Genomic DNA, 19,176 nt, shown 5'->3' with positions numbered 1-19,176 from the left:
CGGATGCGAAAAATCGTCAGGTCACTGGGCGGACGGGCAACCTCTTTGTGTTCCATTCGCCGCCTGGGTGATGAGCGCGGCCAGGCGTTTGACGTTGCTCTGCTGGGCCGCCACCAAATCATCGATGCTAGGCCCCGAAGGCGTCTGTAAGGTGCTGCGGCACGTCACCAGCGCGTTATCGCTTTCGCCCAGATTACGCAGGCGCCATTTGACGTCGATCAGGCCGTACTGGCCGGGAATCGAGTCAAAGCGTTGCACATCGAGCCGCACTGACATCCTGCGTTGGGAATTGCCGTTGATCAGTTGATCCTGCAACGCGCTGCTCAACTCATCCACCAGGCTCGCGGCCCACCACTCGGTTTCCAGGATCGCCAGGCCACTGTTGCCCTGGCGGATGACGATCTGCGGACGATCGACCTGGGGCGGGACGCTGATCGCTTCGATCTGGATATCCGCAACGGCGGACTTCGAGTGGCCGCCCGGTTGGGTCGGGACCAGGGTGTGAAATTGAATCGGGTCACTGCGACAAGCGGTGAGCAGTAGCAGCGCGCCAACCAAGGTGATCTTCAGCGGAAAAGCCATGGGTAATGCTCCTGTGCTCAATTGCGCGGTGGCGCTTGCAGATCCATTGGCGCGGCATTGTTGGGACGCCCGCGCAGCAGCGCTTCCGGATGTCGGCCCAGGTAATCGGAAAGGTCGCGCAAGGAGCGTGACATGCGTCCCAGCTCGTCCAGGGTCTGGGTCAGTTGTTCACGTTGCGGTGAGTCTTCGGCCAGGGTCGAGGTCGCCGATTGCAGGGTTTTGCTGACGTCCGCCAGGGTGGTTTGCACGCCGGGCAGGGTCTTGGCATTGAATTGGACCAGGCCTTTGCGCAGCTCGACGAGGTTGCTGTCGAGGTTGCCGGCGATGCGCTCGATCGGCAGCTGGTTGATCTTGTTGACCATGCCCTCGAGTTTTTCCTGCAACTGCTCGAGGCTGCCGGGAATCGTTGGAATGCTGACGGGACGGGCACTCGGATCGAACGCGACTTTCTCTGCCTTGGGGTAGAAATCGAGCGCGATGTACAGCTGGCCGGTCAACAGATTGCCGCTACGGGCCTGGGCCCGCAGACCGTTTTCGATAAAGCTGCCCATCAACCGCACGCCGGCGGCCTCATCATTGGGATCATGATTTAAGGCCTTGAGCATTTTGGAGTGGGCCGTACCGAGGCGTTGCGGGTAGATGAGAATGCCGACATTGACCGGAAAACTGCGCTTTTTCGCATCATAATCCAGGTTGATCGACACCACTTTGCCGAATTCGATGCCGAGAAACTCCACTGGCGCATCGACTTTGAGCCCGCGCAACGCCTGGTCGAAACGCAAACTCAGGTACTGCCCCTTGCCGTGGGGCGGGGCGAGGGCGGTTTGCTGGTCGTCGAACAGGTCGAAGGCTTTATCCTCGCTGGCCGGCTGATCGTTGGGGCTGTATTCCGGGGCGCGGAAGGCAATGCCGCCCACCAGCAAGGACGATAGCGACTCGGTCTTCACCGCAACGCCGTTGGCGCCAACGTTGACGTCAATGCCGCTGGCATTCCAGAACCGGGTGTTCTCGGTGACGTAGGCATCGTTGGGCGCGTGGATGAACACTTCGATATTCACCCCTTTGCCGTCGGCGTTCAGGGCATAGGCCACCACCTGGCCGACCGGAATCTTGCGGTAGTAAACCGGCGAGCCGATGTCCAGCGAGCCGAGGTCCTGGGTATTGAGCGTGAAGCGCTTGCCCGGTTCGCCATAGGTGATGGGCGGCGGGTTTTCCAGCCCCGTGAAGTTCTTCGCACGGGTGTTGGACTGACCGATATCGGCGCCGATGTAGTCCCCGGACAGCAAGGTATCGATACCCGAAACCCCGCCGGCGCCGATACGCGGGCGCACCACCCAGAATTGCGAGTCCTGGCGGGTGAAACTTTCTGCCTGCTTGGACAGTTTGACGGTGGCGTTGACACTCTTCTGGTCGTCGCTCAGTTCCACGTCCGAGACATGCCCGATCACCACATTGCGGTATTTGACCTCGGTCTTGTTGGCGGTCAGGCCGCTGCCGGTCTTGAAGGTGATGGTGATGGTCGGCCCTTCCTGCATGAGGCTGTGCACCACCAGTGAAATCCCCACCAGGACGGCGACGATCGGAACGATCCATACCAGCGAAATACTGAAACGGCGGGTCTTGACCGGGGCCGGGCCGGGGGCTTGCGGCCCGTCAGTGGCTTGCGACTTCATCCATGACCTCCTCGTTGGGTGGGCTGTTGCGTGCTTTATCCTGCTTGTCCCAGATCAGGCGCGGGTCGAAACTCATCGCCGACAGCATGGTGAACACCACCACCAGGCCAAAGAACAGAATGCCCTGGCGCGGTTCGATATCGCCCAGGGCCTGGAACTTCACCAGCGCCGCCACGAGGGCGACGACAATCACGTCGAGCATCGACCAGTAACCGATGAGTTCGACGAATCGGTACAGCTTCGAGCGTTCCTTGAGCGCCCAGGAACTCCCGCGCTGGACCGTCACCAGCAGCATCGTCAGGGCGACGAACTTGATGCCCGGCACCGCGATGCTGGCGATGAAGATAATCAGGGCGATGTCCCAGGCGCCGTGCTGCCAGAATTCCAGCACGCCGCCCATGATGGTGCTCTCGGAACCGGAACCGAGCATGGTGGTGTTCATCACCGGCAACAGGTTGGCCGGCACATAAAATATCAGCGACGCCAGCAGGTAAGCCCAGGTCCGGGTCAGCGAGTCGGTCTTGCGCCGGTGCAGCGGTGCGCCGCACCGTTCGCATTCATGGGGGTCATGGGTGATGTCACAGGCCAGGCCGCAGCTGTGGCACAGGCACAGGTTGAGTTCGCTGGCGACCGGTGGCGTGGTCATGAGATGTCCCACAGTTCGCGGATATCGCGTCCGGCAATGCGGATCATCATCAAGCTGAGTACCGCCAGGGCGAACAGACCGATACCGGGCAACACATCGAGCAATCCGGCGAGTTTGAACACCGCGACCATGGTCCCCAACAGGCAGACTTCGAGCATGCTCCAGGGGCGCAGGGTTTCCAGCCAGCGCATGCAGAACCTGAAGCCGGGCGAGCGCTGGTTCGCGAGGGCATAACTCAGGACCCAGATCAGCAGCAACAGCTGGAACACCGGCGCGATGATCATTGAAATCGCCGCCACTAGCGCAATGAAGGTGATCGGGCCCTGGCTGAGGGCCAGCACCGAGTCCCAGAGCGTCGCGCTGTTTTTCAGGCCTTTGAGGCTGATGCTCATGACCGGATAGAAATTGGCGAATGCCCACAGGACTGCCGCCGTGAAGGTCAGCGCCAGACGCTGTTCCACTGAAAGACCGTTATAGCGCTGGAGCACGCCGCCGCAGCGCGTGCACAGGGTTTTCTGATGTTTGGCGAGCGTGACTTTTTCATACACGCAGTCGCAGTGCTCGCAGATGATCAGGTGGTCAGTCGTAGCCATAGGCCGCACTCGCCAGGAGACAGGAAAGTCAGAGCACCCCCTCAATATAGAAGTGCCTTGCGATTGAGCAAATCGAAAGGTTGAACGAAGCGCTGGGGGCATGATGTCGTAACGAATTAATCAAGCCACCGATGCCCCCCTGTAGGAGCCGGCTTGCCGGCGAAGGCGTCTTCAAGGGCGGTGCAGGGCTCCAGGCCGCCTTCGCCAGCAAGCCGGCTCCTACAGGGGGATGCGGTGGACATTCGAATGTCAGCCAAGCAATTCGCGCAACCGATACCAGAACATGCCCAGGGCCAGCAGCGGCGAGCGCAGCATCGGCCCGCCAGGGAAGGTCATGTGCGGCACGGCGCTGAACACGTCGAACCCCTGGCTGTGTCCGGCATGGATCGCTTCGGCCAACAGCCTGGCACACCAGTGGGTCACGTTCAGGCCATGGCCCGAGTAACCCTGGGCGTAAAACACGTTCGGATGCTGGCTCAGACGCCCGACCTGGGGGAAGCGGTTGGCGGTGATGCCAATCTTGCCGCCCCATTGATAGTCGATGCGCACGTCCGACAGTTGCGGGAACACCTTGAGCATTTGTGGACGCATATACGCCGCGATGTCTACCGGATCGCGCCCGGAATAATGGCAGGCCCCGCCAAACAGCAGGCGCCGGTCCGCCGAGAGCCGGTAATAATCCAGGCCGACTTTCTGGTCGCACAACGCCAGGTTCTGCGGGATCAACCGCACTGCAACCTCGGGAGCCAAAGGCTCGGTGGCGATGATGTAGCTGCCCGCCGGCAGTACTTTGCCACTAAGTTTCGGTTCCAGCTCTTCCAGGTGCGCATTGCACGCCAGCACCAGCGTGCCGGCGCGTACCGTGCCAGCGGCACAGCGCACCTGCACGGTGCTGCCATGAATCAACTCCAGCACCGGGCTTTGCTCGAAGATCCGCACGCCGAGGCTGTGCGCCAGTCGCGCTTCACCGAGGACCAGGTTGAGCGGGTGCAAGTGTCCCGAGCCCATGTCCACCAGACCGCCGGCATACACCCCGGAGTCCACCACTTGCTGACGGATCTGCTCCGGCCCCACGAGACAGGTCTGATGGGCGTATCCCGACTCGGCCAGGCTTTGTTGCTCCGCCTTGAAGGCGGCGAACTGCGCCTTGGTATTGGCCAGCTCACAGAAGCCCCAGTGCAAGTCGCAGTCAATCTTGTGTTCGCGGACGCGGTTACCCACCAGTTCCACCGACTCGATCCCGGCGCGCTCGAGGTAACGCACGCCTTCTTCACCGACATGCCGGGCAAAACCGCTGACGTCATGACCGACCCCGCGGATCAACTGCCCGCCGTTGCGCCCGCTGGCGCCCCAGCCGATCCGCCGGGCTTCCAGCACAATTACCGAGAGCCCGCGCTGCGCCAGTTCGATTGCCGTGTTGACCCCGGTGAACCCGCCGCCGATCACGCACACATCGGCGACCAGGTCCTGGTCCAGCGTAGGGTAGGGCGCCATGCTGTTCGCTGTCGCCGCGTAATAGGACTGCGCGTGTAGGTTGTTCATTGGCTGGATTTCACTTTGCTCCAGGAACGGGTCATCAGTCGCATGATCGGCTGGGGCGGGGTGGTCGAGATGTAGAGCTTGTCGAGGACTGCCTGAGGCGGATACACCTCTGGATTATTGACCAGTTCGGCGTTCATGTATTGCTGGGAAGCCGGGTTCGGGTTGGCGTAACCGACCGAAGCGCTGACGTTGGCGATCACGTGCGGGTCGAGCAGGTTGTTGATGAACGCATGGGCTTCTTTCTGGTTGCCGGCGTCGGCGGGAATCGCCAGCAAATCGAACCACAGGTTGCTGCCTTCCTTGGGGATCGCGTAGGCGATGTTCACGCCGTTGTTCGCTTCCTTGGCCCGGTTGGCGGCCTGGAACACGTCGCCCGAGTAACCGAACGCTACGCAAATGTCGCCATTGGCCAGGTCCGACACGTACTTGGAGGAATGGAAATAGGTGATGTAAGGGCGAATGGTCAGCAGCTTGGCTTCAGCCTTTTTGTAGTCCTCAGGCTTTTCGCTGCGCGGGTCCATGCCCATGTAATTGAGGACCGCCGGGAACACTTCATCCGCCGAATCCATCATCGACACGCCGCACTGGCTGAGCTTTTTCAGGTTTTCCGGCTCGAAAAACACGGCCCAGGAATCGATGCGGTCGATGCCCAGCACCTGCTTGACCTTGTCGACGTTGTAGCCGATACCGTTGGTGCCCCACAGATAGGGTACCGAATGCTCGTTGCCCGGATCGTTCTGCTCCAGCAACGTCAGCAGTTTCGGGTCAAGATTCTTGAAGTTGGGCAACTGCGAGCGGTCCAGCTTGAGGAAGGCCCCGGCCTTCACCTGGCGGGCGAGGAAGTGGTTGGACGGCACCACTACGTCGTACCCGGTGCGCCCGGCGAGCAGTTTGCCCTCCAGGGTTTCGTTGGAATCGAATACGTCGTAGATCACCTTGATCCCGGTGTTGGCCTGGAAGTCGGCGAGGGTGGTCTCGCCGATGTAATCGGTCCAGTTGTAGACGCTGACGCTTTGCACAGCCTGCGCACCGGAGCTGAACAGCACGGCCAGGGCGGCGGGGAGCATGGATTTCAATAGATGCATGGCGACACCTCTTATTAATTTTTTGTCAGGCTTTTTTTGTTGTATTTGAGGCCGCTTTCGCGAGCAGGCTCGCTCCCACATTTGGAAAGCATTCCCCTGTGGGACGGGTCCTCCCACATTTGGAAAGCATTCCCCTGTGGGAGCGAGCCTGCTCGCGAAGAGGCCCTGAAAGACAGCGCAAATCTCAGACGCTGAGCATCAGGAATTCCCGCTCCCAGGAACTGATCACCCGCTTGAAGTTCTCGTGCTCGGCGCGCTTGACCGCGACATACCCACGGACAAACTTGCTGCCCAGGTAGCGCCCGATGGTTGCGCATTCCTCCATCTGCGTCAGGGCGTCTTCGATGGTGATCGGCAGGCGCAGATTGCGCCGTTCGTAGGCACGGCCCTGGACCGCAGCGCTGGGTTCAATGCCTTCGACCATGCCGAGGTACCCGCACAACAGACTCGCCGCAATCGCCAGATAAGGGTTGGCATCGGCGCCCGGCAAGCGGTTCTCCACCCGCATCGAATCCGGCGTGGAGGTCGGCACGCGCAGGCCGACGGTGCGGTTTTCTTCGCCCCATTCGACGTTCACCGGCGCCGAAGTGTCCGGCAGGAACCGGCGGAAGGAGTTCACGTTGGGGGCGAACATCGGCAGCACTTTGGGGATGTACTTCTGCAGTCCGCCGATATGGTGCAGGAACAGCTCGCTCATGCTGCCGTCGGCATTGGCAAAGATCGGTTGCCCGCTGGCGATATCGACCACGCTCTGGTGAATGTGCATGGCGCTGCCGGGCTCGTCACCGATCGGCTTGGCCATGAAAGTCGCCGCAACGTTGTGCTTGAGCGCCGCCTCACGCATGGTGCGTTTGAACACGGTGATCTGGTCCGCCAGGTCCAGTGCGTCGCCGTGGCGGAAGTTGATTTCCATCTGCGCCGGGCCGTCTTCGTGGATCAAGGTGTCGAGGTCCAGGCCCTGCAATTCGCACCAGTCGTAGACGTCCTCGAACAGCGGATCGAACTCGTTGGCGGCGTCGATGGAAAACGACTGCCGGCCACTTTCCGCGCGGCCCGAACGCCCCAGCGGCGCCTTGAGCGGCAAGTCCGGATCTTCGCAGCGCTGAGTCAGGTAGAACTCCATTTCCGGCGCGACGATCGGCTTCCAGCCTTTGTCGGTGTACAGCTGCAACACTTTCTTCAACACGTTGCGCGGCGACAGTTCGATCGGATTGCCGAACTTGTCGAAGGTGTCGTGGATCACGATCGCGGTCGGCTCGATGGCCCAGGGAATCACGTAGACCGCATCGGAAACGGGCTTGCACACCATGTCGATGTCGGCCGGATCGAGCAGGTCGTAGTAGATGTCATCGTCGACAAAGTCCCCGGTTACCGTTTGCAACAGCACACTTTCCGGCAGGCGCATGCCTCGCTCATGCAGGAACTTGTTGGTCGGTGCGATCTTGCCGCGTGCAATGCCGGTCAGGTCGCTGACGACACACTCGACTTCGGTAATCTTGTGATCTTTCAGCCACGTGAACAGCTGATCGAAAGGGGCATTCATAGAGACCTCGTTATTGGTTTTATTAACGCCGGGGAGGGTGGTTTCATCCACCACCCACTTCCCCTGTGGCGCGTTGACGACTATCTTGGGCGAGCCTTGCGGTTCCATCTATCCACTTTCAGCAGCACCAAAACGCACCAAACGAGTGCGTAAGGTCACCCATGACAGCGTGCAATCCCTTACAAGTCCAAGCCTTCAACACCGCCGATGTCGCCGAGCAAATCCGCGCCACACCCGGTTGGGTCCAGCACTACCAGCAGATGTCGCCGGGGCATTTTGCCGGGCGGGTGCGCTACCTGGACCTGCAAGGCGTGGAGATCTACGAGGAACACATGAACACCCGGGTCGAGCAGAATTTCAGTGCGCCCGAGGGCTCGCTGGCGTTCTGTTTCGATCGCAGCGACAACGCGCTGTACGTGTTGAATGAGGAAAGCCGCAACATCTGGATTACCCCGGAGAACTACCAGGAAATTGCCGTGGTGTTCGGCCCTGCGTTCGTTCAGCGCCACGGCCTGAATGTCGCCCGGCTCGAAGGGCTGTTCATGGCGCCGCTGAATTCGGGGCAGAACGCGCTGTTCAGCCGCTGGCTGAGCGGGACCCTGACCCGCCTGACGCAGACGCTCGATCCGCCGAGCAAGGAGGCATTGACCCAGCAGTTGCTGGAGGACTGTCTTTACATCCTCGATAACGCCTGCGTCTGCCTCGATCGCGGAGGCTTGCGGCGCCGCGCCGAAGAACGGGCGGTGATGAAGCGAATCGGTGAATGGGCGGCCGACATTCCGGAAGAAACCCTCAACCTGCTGGAGCTTTCCCAAGTGGCCGGGGTGTCCCTGCGTCAGTTGCAGCAGGCCTTCAAGGCCTACACCGGCATGACGCCCACCCATTGGCTACGCTTGCGCCGGCTCAACAGCGCGCACCGCGAACTGCTCAAGCGCTCGCCCGCGGAGACCACGGTGGCGGAAGTGGCGATGCAGTGGTCGTTCTGGCATCTGGGCAGGTTTTCGAGCAGCTATCGGGCGCTGTTTCAAGAATTGCCAAGTGAGACGCTCAAGCGGAGTTGTCGTTAAATAAAGCTCATCCAGGTGAGCTTTATCCAGGATAATACTCGCCGTGGTCGCTATTAATATCTAAAGTGCAAACTTAATGCGTGCCCGCGAACACGCCGAGCACTTGCTGGATGAAGTGATTGGCTGGGAGGAGGAGCTGAAAGACTATTACGCCCAGTGGTTGCAAGGCGAAGAATTGCAGATGGCGCGCGGCGCGGTCAGTAGCGTGCGTATGCGTTAGCAAGCCTGGGACTGGATCAGTCCCAGGGTGGATAATCAGATCCGTATCAACTGCCCGGATTGTCAAATCCCAGAAGCGCCGGTAACAAAGTCCTGCCCAAGGAATAGTTTTTCTTCTGCTCTTTACGATTTCCGGCGGCCGGGCAGCATCCTCATTGATAAATGACTCCCTCAACTTCGTTGCGTGGACGAGCGTCGAGGGCGTTGGTTTGGAACCAAGCTGCTGCGGGAGAACTTAGAGCGCCATCAAATCGCGATGAACTTCGAGGGCGTTGCGTTCGACCCAGTTGTGCGCCAGCAAGCCATCCGGGCGTACTTCCCAGACGGCAGTGCCAAGCATTTCGAATGGCGTGCGGCATGAGCGTGCGCCGACGAAACCAAGGTTTTTCCCCGTGAGTTTCCAGCGCGAAGCCACACGAGTGCCTTCCTGATTTTGAAAAGTTTCGATGCTGTCAAAGTTGAAGTCTTCGATTTTCGACAGGAAAACGCCGATCCATTCTATAAAGGCTTCGAGCCCGACAATGTCGACGCCGCCAGAGGTAATGACAAAGTCCTCTGCAACGAAGCGTGCTGCGGCTTGCGGGTCTTTCGCCTGCCAGACTTCACGCCAGAAGCGCTCAACAATTTCTACAGCTTTATGGTCCACCATCAGGGTTTCCTCGATTTTTTGGGGCGTTAAGGCCCCTTCAGTAGTGACGCTAAATAGATCTCAGTGGGGCAGGGGCGTAAGCGATGCACCCGTGCAGGTACGACGATAAGGCTCCATGGTTGGGATATTCGGAGTTTGCTATCAAGAACTCAAACGCATAAAGTTAATGGCATCTAGTAGAAAGACGAATTCATCATGCAAGCTGGAGACGTTGAAATCGATTTGTTGCGGGCGTTCATTGCCGTGGCGGAAACCGGCAGTTTTACCGCAGCGGCCGAGGTGATTTCCCGGTCGCAATCGGCCGTCAGCCAGAAGATCATCCGCCTGGAAGAAGTGCTGGGCATGCGGGTGTTCGCACGTACCAGCCGAACCTTGACCCTGACGCCGGACGGCGAGCGCCTGCTGGTCGGCGCGCGCAAGATGATGGTGCACTTCGACAATTTCGTTCGGGAGATCAAGGAGCCAGCGGCAGTTAACCTGCTACGCCTGGGGATCTCGGAAAATCTCGTGCCCACACAATTGCCGAGGCTGTTGTCGCGGTTCAGCAAGCTTTACCCCGATGTCCAGCTTGAACTCACAACAGGCCTGAGTAGCGACCTGTTGAGCGACTACGAAGCCGGCCAACTGGATGTAGTGATTGCCAAACGCAAGATCGGCAACAACGCTCAGCGCGGTCGAATCATTTGGCGCGAGCCGCTGGTGTGGATCGCCGCCAAGGACTATGAAATCGAGGCCTCGCGCCCGGTTCGCCTGGTGATGATGCGACCACCGTGCGCCTATCGCGCAATCATGATCGAAGCGATGGCGTCGGTACGACGTGAATGGTCTTCAGCCTGCCTTGCCAGCAACCTGATGGGTGTTCAGGCAGCCGTCGCGGCCGGACTCGGCATTACCGCGCTGGGCACTTCGTTCCTGCAGGAAGGCATGCGGATTGTCGAGCCCTCGGAAAAACTGCCGACGTTGCCAACGACGGAGGTGGCGGTGATTGGTGATGAGTTGCGCACGCAGCATCTGGTCCAGCCTCTGGTTTCGTTGCTGACCGAAGGCTTGATGTCGGGAACCAGTTTGACCTGAGGTCTAAGGCTGCGCGGGCGGATGAGCCGCGCAGCCTGGTTTCATTGCATTTGTTGCTTTGTCGAAGATTGATGCAGATTCAATAGACGCGCTGATCGCGTTTGCGCCCCTTTACCCACGACAAATGCGATTTGACGGGCGCTCTTCGGCTTACTCGAAATATGGGAAGTCGGTATAACCCTTCTCACCGTCGCGTGTATAGAAGGCGCAATGATGAGCCTCAGCCAGCGGCCAATTGTTTGTCATACGATCCACCAAATCAGGATTGGCAATGAAGGGTCTGCCGAAAGCTATCAGGTCTGCCCAGCCTTCATCCAATGCCGCCTGAGCCGACTGTTTGTCAAATCCTCCACACCAGATCAATGTTCCCTGAAAGGCTTCACGCACCTTTCGCACCAGGTCGTCACTGAGATTGAATTCGTTGAACTCGCTGTCCACGGTGTTGCCTGCAGGTAACGGTTGATAGACGACATGCAGATAGGCAATTTCACGGCGACTCAACTCGCTGCACAGGTACAGCAAAGTTTCTTCAGCGAATGGATCAGAGGGCATGCTATTGAATTTTCCGAATGGGGAGACGCGAACGCCGACCTTGTCGGTCCCTAGTTCCCGAATCGCAATGTCGACCACATCCAGCAGCAGGCGCGTGCGTGTTTGAGGTGTCTGCCCCCCATATTGATCAGTGCGGGTGTTAAGGGTCGAGTTCATGAACTGGTCGAAGAGATAACCATTGGCTCCGTGAATTTCCACACCATCAAACTCGGCAGCCTTCGCATTTCTGAAGGCAAGGGTGAACTCATCGAACAATCCCGCAACCTCCTCGGTTTCGATCTTGCGCGGGGTGTCTGCGCGAACGAAAACCGCCGAGCCATCGCTGTCGTAGATAAAGACATCGGATTGTCCTGCTCTCTCATCGGTCGCGCCACGCGGTGCCTCTCCGTCAGGTAGCATTGTGTGGTGGGCCATTCTGCCGACATGCCAGATTTGCAGAAAAACCGTACCGCCGTGGCGATGGACCCGGTCGGTCACCAGGCGCCAACCTTGAGTCTGCTCCGCTGTATAAATACCAGGAGTGCAGGCATAGCCGTTGCTGAACGCAGAGACATCGGTTGCTTCCGTAATGATCAGGCCAGCACTCACCCGTTGCGCATAGTAGGTCGCCATCAGCGCATTGGGGATGTCCCCGGTGGATGTGCGAGATCGGGTCATCGGGGCCATGACGATGCGGTTTTGCAGCCTGCGGGTACCTAGTGCATAGGTATTGAACAAGGAGGACATCTGAATTATCTCCAAAGTGAGCTGGAGAACCAGATTAGTTAGCGCTTATTCTCCTATCTACACACCCTTTGGTATGCAAGATCAGATCGCCCTATGACCCTTACAAAATTGCTTCCCCGTCTACCTATCGAGCGAACCCTGGGCATCATTTCAGGACGCTGGAAAGCAGTCATCATCCATGTCTTGCTGGAGGGTCCCAAGCGAACGTGCGAGATAGAGGCTCAAATTACCGGCATCTCGCAGAAAGTCCTGATCCAGCAGCTCAAGTCGCTCGAAGAACACGGCATTGTCTGGCGAAAAACCTGTCCTGAAGAGCCGCAACGCGTCGATTACACGTTGACGCCATTGGGATTGAGTCTTCAGCCGCTGATTGCGTCGCTTCAGGATTGGGGCCAGCAACATGCCGAAGAACTGGGGGATACCCACCGACTGCTACCGTGCGACGCGGTCGTGCGTCCGCTTGACGGCCAGCGGTAGTGCGAGTCTGCCGCTAACTAGACGTTTGAAGGGCAGGAGCAGTTGGCTCCCCCCGTCGTTCATCAAACTTGAGGAGAGCATCAAGGCCCATGGGCCTTCCCAACGCGGGCAGCAGTACCCTTGACCACCGGCCCTGCAAGCATCGCCATCATAAAAAATGAACCACCCCAGACCATAATCTGTGCGATGGCCAACAAAACGGAAACAGCAACCGTCGGTTTTGGGTGCGGGTCTGTCACTGACATCCTCGAAGGGCATTGAAAGATTGATCGGGCATTCGATATGCCATTTTTGCCGCTGGATGTACCCGCTCGCCAGCCTGAAAAAGTGCGGACGGTGTCCGCAAAAATGCACAACCGTGCTGACTCAGTTTTCAAAACAGGACACAAGGAAACTCATCACCGCCTGGACCGCCGGGGTATACCGGATGTCGCTATGGACCACTAACCACACATCCCGCGCAAAATCCGCTCCCACGGTCTCCATCGCTTGCAGGCCGTAGTGGCGACCAAGGAAGTAGGGCAGTGCGGCAATACCGGCGCCTGCTTGAGCGCAGGTGGCCTGGATATTCAGGTCATTGCTGCGCAGCAGGATAGCTCGGTCACCCGCTTGCGCCTTGAGCCAGTCCTGCTGTGGTGTTTGTTCCATCGTCTCGTCGTAAGCGATGAAGGTCAGGTCTTGCGCGGCTGTGTTGGCTAGATAGTCCGGCGAGCCATACAGGTGAAACGGCAACGTCGCGACCTTGCGGGCCACCAGGTCCGGCTCCGTGGGGCGGCTCAGGCGCACGGCTATATCCGCCTCGCGTCGTGATAAGGAAGCGCTGCCCAGGCTACCAATCAATTGCAGGGACAGCTGCGGATGTTTCATGCGCAATCCATTGATGCGGGGCGCGATCAGGGTACAGGCCAGCGCTGGTGGGGCACTGACGATGACTTCGCCGGTATAGCTGTCCTGCCCGGCCAACGCAGTGCGCTGCACCGCGAAGGACTCGCTTTCCATGCGTCGCCCCAACTGGGCGATACGTTCCCCGTCCTCGGTGATGACGTACGAGCGCGGGCGGCGGTCCACCAGTTTCAGGTTAAGCGAGCCCTCCAGCGCACTGATGCGCCGCGCCACGGTGGCATGGTCGACCTTGAGCTTGCGTGCCGCCGCGGATAACGACTGCTCATGGGCGAAGACAATGAAATAGCGAAGATCCTCCCAGTCAAACATGGGCGTTTTCTCATATGGAAGGTGAATTAATGGGGAGTTTTGCCCCGTCGGTAGGCCTGCAAGAATCTTTCAGCACCTGACAAACAGGTGCAAAGAGCCCCGCGTGCTGCCGGGTTTTCATCGCACGACTTGACGAGGAAAAAGCCATGTCTAAATCAACGCCTCTCGCGTATGCCGGCATCGTGGGTGCCACATTTTTCTGGGGCACCAACTTCAACGCGGGTGCCTACATCATTAAGAGCATGGCACCCATCAGCGCTTCCATTGAGCGCTTTTCGATTTCTACCCTGTTACTCGTACTGATTTTCGGTCTGGCCGGCAAGTTGCGCCTGAGCACGCTGAAGAACAATCTGGTGGCTTTTATCGGCCTGGGCCTGCTTGGATTTACTGCGTTCAACCTCGCGACATTCTTTGGCCTGCAAAGCACCACCCCCATCAACGGCGCACTGATCCTGGCGACCACGCCGCTGTGGACCATGATTTTTGCGGTGCTGCTTGAAGGCGAACGCATTGATCGGGGCCGTGCCACAGGTCTCGTGTTGGGCTTGCTGGGCGTAGGCCTGGTGATCACCCGAGGGGATATCCAGGTGCTTCTGGGGCTGAAAGTGGCCACCGGTGATGCGATCATTCTGGCCGGCAGCATTGCATGGGCTGCGAACATGGTCGGCACACGGCGCTTTGTCAAAAATGCAACGCCGCTGGAAACAACAACCTTCTCCATGTTGTTCGGTGTAATTGGCCTGATCGTTCTGGGCTTCATCTATGAGGCTCCGATGACCAACATCAGTAGCGCTTCGCTGTCCATTCATGGTGCAGTCATCTACCTGGCGGTCTGCGGTTCGTTGATCGCGTACTTGCTGTGGTTCAAAGGTATCCACGCCATCGGTGCCGCACGCACGTCGATCTTTTTCAACCTGGCCCCGGTGTTCACCATGCTGGTTTCTTCGGTGTTGGGTGTAGCGCCCAATGTCTGGCAACTGCTTGGCGCCGGTGGCGTCATTCTGGGCGTGGTGTTTGCCTCGGGTCTGGTGTTCAGGCCGACACAACCTGACCCGTTAGCCGCTGCTGCCAGCCCGCGCTGAGCTCCGCAAGGCGTTCAGCAACCCATCGCTGGCAAGCAGGCGGCTGACGTGATGCTATCCGGGCTTGATATCCAGCCGTTTGAACCTTGAAGCCAACGTCGTGGGTTTCAGCCCAAGAAGTTCGGCTGCTCCACCTTTGCCAAACAACCTGCCGTCAGCGGCCTTGAGCGCAGCCTGCATGTTGTTGCGCTCCAGTTCGCGCAACTGGGCATCGGTCATGATCGTGGGGGAGACGCTGGATGGTTGAGTCAGCAGAGGGCTGTGTTTGTTCTCTTCGGGCAGATCGAGCGTCAGGTCTACGCCGATTGAAGTGATCAGCGCACGCTCGATGACGTTTTGCAGTTCGCGGATATTGCCCGGCCAGGAGTAGTGCTGCAGGCGCTCGATATCCAGGTTGCGCAGACGACGCCCAGGCATGTTCAGCCGCTTTGCGGTTTGTTTAAGGAAGTGCGCAGCGAGAGGAGCGATGTCCATGGGACGATCGCGTAGTGCGGGAGACTGGATCGGGAATACGTTGAGGCGAAAATACAAGTCTTCGCGAAAGCGCTTGGCCGCGACCTCCAGGCGCAGGTCGCGATTGGTGGCGGCGATGATCCTGACATCGACCTTGCGCGTGCGCTCCTCGCCGACCCGCTCGAACTGGCCCTCCTGCAAAACCCGCAGCAGCTTGCTTTGCAGTTCCAGGGGGATTTCGCCGATCTCGTCGAGGAAAAGCGTGCCACCATCGGCCAGTTCGAAACGCCCGACACGATCGCGGACAGCGCCGGTGAAGGCGCCACGGATATGCCCGAAGAATTCGCTTTCGAACAGCTCGGTGGGAATGGCTGCGCAGTTGACCCGGATCAGCGGACTTGCGTTGCGGCGGCTGGCCTGGTGAATCGCACGGGCGATCAATTCCTTGCCGGTGCCCGACTCGCCGTTGATCAGCACGCTGGCATCGGTAGGGGCGACTACGTCGATCTGCTTGATGATTTTCAGAATGGGCGCGCTCTGGCCGACGATCTCGCGGAAGTTGTGCTCGATGTGAATTTCCTCCTGCAAGTAGGCGTTTTGCTCTTCCAGGCGCTTTTTCAGTACCTGCAGTTCATCAAGCGCACTTTGCAGTTGGGTTTCGGTATTGCGCCGTTCGGTGATATCGCGAAACACCACCACGGCCCCGACGATTCGGCCATCGGAAATCACTGGCGTACTGGTGAACTCCACCGGGAACGAACTACCATCGCGGCGCCAGAAGATCTCCTGTCGTCCTTCGTGAACCACGCCATCACGCACCGCCTTGTAGATCGGACAGTTCTCGACCGGGTATTGGCTGCCGTCGGCATGGGTGTGGTGGTGAATGCGGTGGATGTTCTTGCCGATCATGTCCCTGGGCTCCCAGCCCAGCATGCGAGCCCCGGCCGGATTTACAAAAGTAGCCAGGCCCTCACTGTTGATGCTGTAGATACCGTCCCCCACCGAACTGAGCAGCAACTGGTTATCACGTTCCGATTCCTGGAACAGGTTGAGGATATTGCGCCACTCGATCAGCCCGCCGCGCATGGTGCGCTCGGTGTGGGCCTGGTCGCGCTGGTATTGCTCATGGCTCAGTTCGCGCAGTACCACAATAAGCTGCTGCTGGCCCTTGATCTGCAAGGTCGTGGCGGAAATCGCCAATTCGATGCGCTCACCGGTCTTGCAATTGCAACTCAGTTCTTCAGTCCAGCCGCGACCTTTATCCATGACGGCTTGGGTAAACACGATCAAGTCCGCCAACTGATGCCCAAACAACTTGCTCACAGGCAGATCAAGCAGCTCCTGACGCGGGTAACCGAGCAACTTGCAGGTTGCGATGTTCAGGTCCATCAAGCGGTCAGAGAAGGGGTTGAGTAGCGCAATGGCTTCGGCGCAATGCTCGAAAACCATGTGTCGTGAAGAGTAGGCCAGGTCGGCCCAGCCATTGATGGAGTCAGTCTCGTTCATGGGTACGATATCTCGTGACATTACGAATTTTCGTATATCTACGGGAGTGCGTGATTCATTGACAGCATCAGATGCGCAATAAAAAACCATCTCAGATTAATTCGATTAACCTGAGTAAACAGAAACATCAAATTTTAAAAAAACGATATCAGATCAGGCGCGAGTACCGGATGCATTCATCCTGATCTGATCCGGTTTTTTATGCAGAAGCTGAATCTGTAACGAATATCGGCGCAAGTGCATATTGACCCCATCGAAGTTGCCCCGTGTGAGAGGGCAAACACTGATGAGGTCCCGAGCATGTATCAATACGACGACTACGACCGTGCACTGGTGCTGGAGCGCGTAGAGCAGTTTCGCGATCAGGTCGAACGCTATCAGGCGGGCGAGTTGAGCGAAGAAGAGTTTCTGCCGCTGCGTCTGCAGAACGGCCTGTATATGCAAAAGCATGCCTATATGCTGCGGGTCGCCATACCCTACGGCACTCTGTCGGCGCGGCAGTTGCGCACCCTGGCGCGAATCGCTCGCGACTATGATCGCGGCTACGGGCACTTCACCACCCGGCAAAACCTGCAGTTCAACTGGATCGAGCTGCAGCAGGTGCCTGAGATTCTGCAGCACCTGGCAGAAGTGGACATGCATGCGATCCAGACCTCGGGAAACTGCGTGCGCAATATCACCACAGAAGCCTTTGCCGGGGTCGCGGCCGATGAACTGATGGATCCGCGACCTTTGGCCGAAATCCTGCGCCAGTGGTCGACGATCAACCCGGAGTTTTTGTACCTGCCGCGCAAGTTCAAGATTGCTATCTGTTCTGCAAAACAGGATCGCGCGGCGATCATGATGCACGACATCGGCCTGTACCTGTATGCCGACGAAGCAGGCCATATGCGCTTGCGGGTGATGGTCGGCGGTGGATTGGGGCGTACTCCGATCTTGTCCCAGCAGATCCGCGAGGACCTGCCCTGGGAGCACTTGCTGTCTTATGTCGAAGCGGTGCTGCGGGTCTACAACCGTCACGGACGGCGGGACAACAAGTACAAGGCGCGAATCAAGATCCTGGTCAAGTCGCTGGGCATCGAAGCCTTTGCTGCTGAAGTCGAACAGGAGTGGCAGCAAATCAAAGATGGCCCGGCACAACTGACAGAGGCCGAATACCAGCGCGTCGCCCGTGCCTTTGTCGCACCGGCGTATCAATCGGTGAGTGATACCGAACTGAGTTTTGGCAGTCAGCTGATGGCTTCTCCTGACTTTGCACGCTGGGTCTCGCGTAATACCCAGGGACATAAAGTCCCGGGCTATGTGAGTGCAGTGCTGTCGACAAAACCCGGGGCGGACACACCGCCTGGCGACTTGACGGCAGAGCAGATGGAGGCGGTGGCCGACTGGTCGCAGCTTTTTGGTTTCGGTGAGATACGTATCGCTCATGAGCAGAATCTGATTTTGCCGGATGTGCACAAGAGCGATTTGTTCGCGCTGTGGACGCGGGCCTGCGAGCAGGGTCTGGGGGTGGCCAATGCCGGCTTGTTGACTGACATCATTGCCTGCCCCGGTGGTGACTTTTGCGCCTTGGCCAATGCTCGTTCGCTGCCCATTACCGCGGCGATCCAGGCGCGTTTCAAAGACCTGGACTTCCTGCATGACCTGGGCGATTTCAGCTTGAACATTTCCGGCTGCATGAATGCCTGTGGTCATCACCACATCGGCAATATAGGCATCCTTGGCGTCGATAAAAATGGCATGGAGTGGTACCAGATCACCCTGGGTGGCGCTCAGGGCAAAGCCGCGGCATTGGGCAAAGTGATCGGCCCGTCGTTCAGCGCCGAGCAAATCCCGGATGTTATCGAGCGCATCGTCGACACCTTCGTCGACTATCGCGAAGTCGAGGAAAACTTCATAGATACCTTCTCCCGCATCGGTATCGAGCCGTTCAAGGAGCGGGTCTACCCCAAGCACGCGGAGGCCCTGGCATGAACAATTTGCTGATGTTGTGCGAAGGGCGGGCGCGCCACGTTGTGGATGATCACTGGACCTTGATCCGCGACACCGAGGGCGAACTCCCGGCCGGCCCGCTGATCCTGCCATTGGCTCGCTGGCGCCAGCGACAGGAGAAGGACGAGCTGCAAAAAATCAGCGTGGATGGCGTATGGCTCGGGCCCGATGACGATCTGGAAAGCCTGGAAATGTGGCTGGATGTCTTGCCACTGATCGCCCTGGATTTTCCCAGCTTTCGCGATGGACGCGGCTACAGCCAAGCCTATCTGCTGCGAACGAGACTGGGCTGGGAAGGCGAGTTGCGCGCCATCGGCGACGTGCTGCGCGATCAGCTCAGCCATATGCGCCAGTGCGGGTTCACCAGTTTTGCCGTGCGTGAAGACAAATCCCCTGAAGATGCCCTGAAAGGGCTGGCCGGTATGAGCGTGCTGTATGGGCGTTCGGTGATTGAACCCCGGCCGCTGTTTCGGCGCCGCTGATCTGTACTCGTCAATCAGTGA

General features: G+C 58.7%; 18 protein-coding genes. 7 read left to right on the top strand and 11 right to left on the bottom strand.

The annotated features are described in order from the left end of the window. Positions 1 to 21: 21 nt before the first annotated feature. The 7 genes from F8N96_RS29655 to F8N96_RS29625 form a co-directional block, all read right to left on the bottom strand. Entirely contained in the window at positions 22 to 582 is a 561-nt protein-coding gene (locus F8N96_RS29655; protein WP_150800814.1) for a membrane integrity-associated transporter subunit PqiC, read from the bottom strand. Between the two features lie 17 nt (positions 583 to 599). Beyond that, complete coding sequence (locus tag F8N96_RS29650; RefSeq protein ID WP_150800813.1) at positions 600 to 2,255, bottom strand: intermembrane transport protein PqiB; 1,656 nt, start codon at positions 2,253 to 2,255, stop codon at positions 600 to 602. Beyond that, on the bottom strand, positions 2,236 to 2,901 hold the full coding sequence (locus tag F8N96_RS29645) for a paraquat-inducible protein A (RefSeq protein WP_150800812.1): 666 nt from the start codon (positions 2,899 to 2,901) through the stop codon (positions 2,236 to 2,238). The genes F8N96_RS29650 and F8N96_RS29645 overlap by 20 nt, the downstream gene beginning before the upstream one ends. Next, on the bottom strand, positions 2,898 to 3,494 hold the full coding sequence (locus F8N96_RS29640; protein WP_150800811.1) for a paraquat-inducible protein A: 597 nt from the start codon (positions 3,492 to 3,494) through the stop codon (positions 2,898 to 2,900). Before F8N96_RS29640 ends, F8N96_RS29645 begins: the two co-directional genes overlap by 4 nt. 249 nt (positions 3,495 to 3,743) lie before the next feature. Continuing rightward, complete coding sequence (locus F8N96_RS29635; protein WP_150800810.1) at positions 3,744 to 5,036, bottom strand: NAD(P)/FAD-dependent oxidoreductase; 1,293 nt, start codon at positions 5,034 to 5,036, stop codon at positions 3,744 to 3,746. Further along, positions 5,033 to 6,121, bottom strand: coding sequence for a polyamine ABC transporter substrate-binding protein (locus F8N96_RS29630; protein ID WP_150800809.1), 1,089 nt, complete (start codon positions 6,119 to 6,121; stop codon positions 5,033 to 5,035). Before F8N96_RS29630 ends, F8N96_RS29635 begins: the two co-directional genes overlap by 4 nt. A gap of 184 nt (positions 6,122 to 6,305) precedes the next feature. Continuing rightward, a complete protein-coding gene (locus tag F8N96_RS29625) occupies positions 6,306 to 7,664 on the bottom strand; it encodes a glutamine synthetase family protein (RefSeq protein ID WP_150800808.1) in 1,359 nt (452 codons plus the stop codon). 161 nt (positions 7,665 to 7,825) lie between these two features. Here F8N96_RS29625 and F8N96_RS29620 point away from each other — a divergent pair, with 161 nt between their 5' ends. Together F8N96_RS29620 and F8N96_RS35150 are read left to right on the top strand one after the other, a co-directional pair. Beyond that, positions 7,826 to 8,731, top strand: coding sequence for a helix-turn-helix domain-containing protein (locus F8N96_RS29620; protein ID WP_150800807.1), 906 nt, complete (start codon positions 7,826 to 7,828; stop codon positions 8,729 to 8,731). A 76-nt stretch (positions 8,732 to 8,807) separates the two neighbouring features. Next, positions 8,808 to 8,951, top strand: a complete 144-nt coding sequence (locus F8N96_RS35150; protein ID WP_191630778.1) for a hypothetical protein — start codon at positions 8,808 to 8,810, stop codon at positions 8,949 to 8,951. A gap of 234 nt (positions 8,952 to 9,185) precedes the next feature. Here F8N96_RS35150 and F8N96_RS29615 read toward each other — a convergent pair whose 3' ends face one another. Further along, positions 9,186 to 9,599 carry an ester cyclase gene (locus F8N96_RS29615; protein ID WP_150800806.1) on the bottom strand — a complete coding sequence of 138 codons (414 nt, stop codon included), beginning with the start codon at positions 9,597 to 9,599 and terminating at the stop codon, positions 9,186 to 9,188. Between the two features lie 195 nt (positions 9,600 to 9,794). Here F8N96_RS29615 and F8N96_RS29610 point away from each other — a divergent pair, with 195 nt between their 5' ends. Then, complete coding sequence (locus F8N96_RS29610; RefSeq protein ID WP_150800805.1) at positions 9,795 to 10,673, top strand: LysR substrate-binding domain-containing protein; 879 nt, start codon at positions 9,795 to 9,797, stop codon at positions 10,671 to 10,673. Between the two features lie 150 nt (positions 10,674 to 10,823). On the opposite strand, the gene F8N96_RS29605 is transcribed toward F8N96_RS29610, so the two are convergent. Further along, positions 10,824 to 11,951: an alkene reductase gene (locus F8N96_RS29605; protein ID WP_150800804.1), complete on the bottom strand. Its 1,128-nt coding sequence runs from the start codon at positions 11,949 to 11,951 to the stop codon at positions 10,824 to 10,826. A 93-nt stretch (positions 11,952 to 12,044) separates the two neighbouring features. On the opposite strand from F8N96_RS29605, the gene F8N96_RS29600 reads away from it, so the two are divergent. Then, positions 12,045 to 12,428 (top strand): winged helix-turn-helix transcriptional regulator, encoded by a 384-nt coding sequence (locus F8N96_RS29600; RefSeq protein WP_150800803.1) that lies wholly within the window; start codon positions 12,045 to 12,047, stop codon positions 12,426 to 12,428. A 366-nt stretch (positions 12,429 to 12,794) separates the two neighbouring features. Here F8N96_RS29600 and F8N96_RS29595 read toward each other — a convergent pair whose 3' ends face one another. Next, positions 12,795 to 13,640, bottom strand: a complete 846-nt coding sequence (locus F8N96_RS29595) for a LysR family transcriptional regulator (RefSeq protein ID WP_150800802.1) — start codon at positions 13,638 to 13,640, stop codon at positions 12,795 to 12,797. 146 nt (positions 13,641 to 13,786) lie between these two features. Between F8N96_RS29595 and F8N96_RS29590 the strand changes: the two genes are divergently transcribed. Next, positions 13,787 to 14,722 carry a DMT family transporter gene (locus F8N96_RS29590; RefSeq protein WP_150800801.1) on the top strand — a complete coding sequence of 312 codons (936 nt, stop codon included), beginning with the start codon at positions 13,787 to 13,789 and terminating at the stop codon, positions 14,720 to 14,722. 54 nt (positions 14,723 to 14,776) lie between these two features. Here the strand turns inward: F8N96_RS29590 and F8N96_RS29585 are convergent, their stop codons facing one another. Next, entirely contained in the window at positions 14,777 to 16,681 is a 1,905-nt protein-coding gene (locus F8N96_RS29585; protein ID WP_150800800.1) for a sigma 54-interacting transcriptional regulator, read from the bottom strand. A 300-nt stretch (positions 16,682 to 16,981) separates the two neighbouring features. Between F8N96_RS29585 and F8N96_RS29580 the strand changes: the two genes are divergently transcribed. Together F8N96_RS29580 and F8N96_RS29575 are read left to right on the top strand one after the other, a co-directional pair. Then, positions 16,982 to 18,655 (top strand): nitrite/sulfite reductase, encoded by a 1,674-nt coding sequence (locus F8N96_RS29580; RefSeq protein ID WP_150800799.1) that lies wholly within the window; start codon positions 16,982 to 16,984, stop codon positions 18,653 to 18,655. After that, positions 18,652 to 19,155 carry a DUF934 domain-containing protein gene (locus tag F8N96_RS29575; protein WP_150800798.1) on the top strand — a complete coding sequence of 168 codons (504 nt, stop codon included), beginning with the start codon at positions 18,652 to 18,654 and terminating at the stop codon, positions 19,153 to 19,155. Before F8N96_RS29580 ends, F8N96_RS29575 begins: the two co-directional genes overlap by 4 nt. Positions 19,156 to 19,176: the final 21 nt, after the last annotated feature.

This window comes from Pseudomonas fluorescens, assembly GCF_902497855.1.
Taxonomy (GTDB): Bacteria; Pseudomonadota; Gammaproteobacteria; order Pseudomonadales; family Pseudomonadaceae; genus Aquipseudomonas; species Aquipseudomonas fluorescens_BI.
Note: the sequence above shows the minus strand (reverse complement) of the source record. Positions and strands in the feature narration are given on the sequence as shown.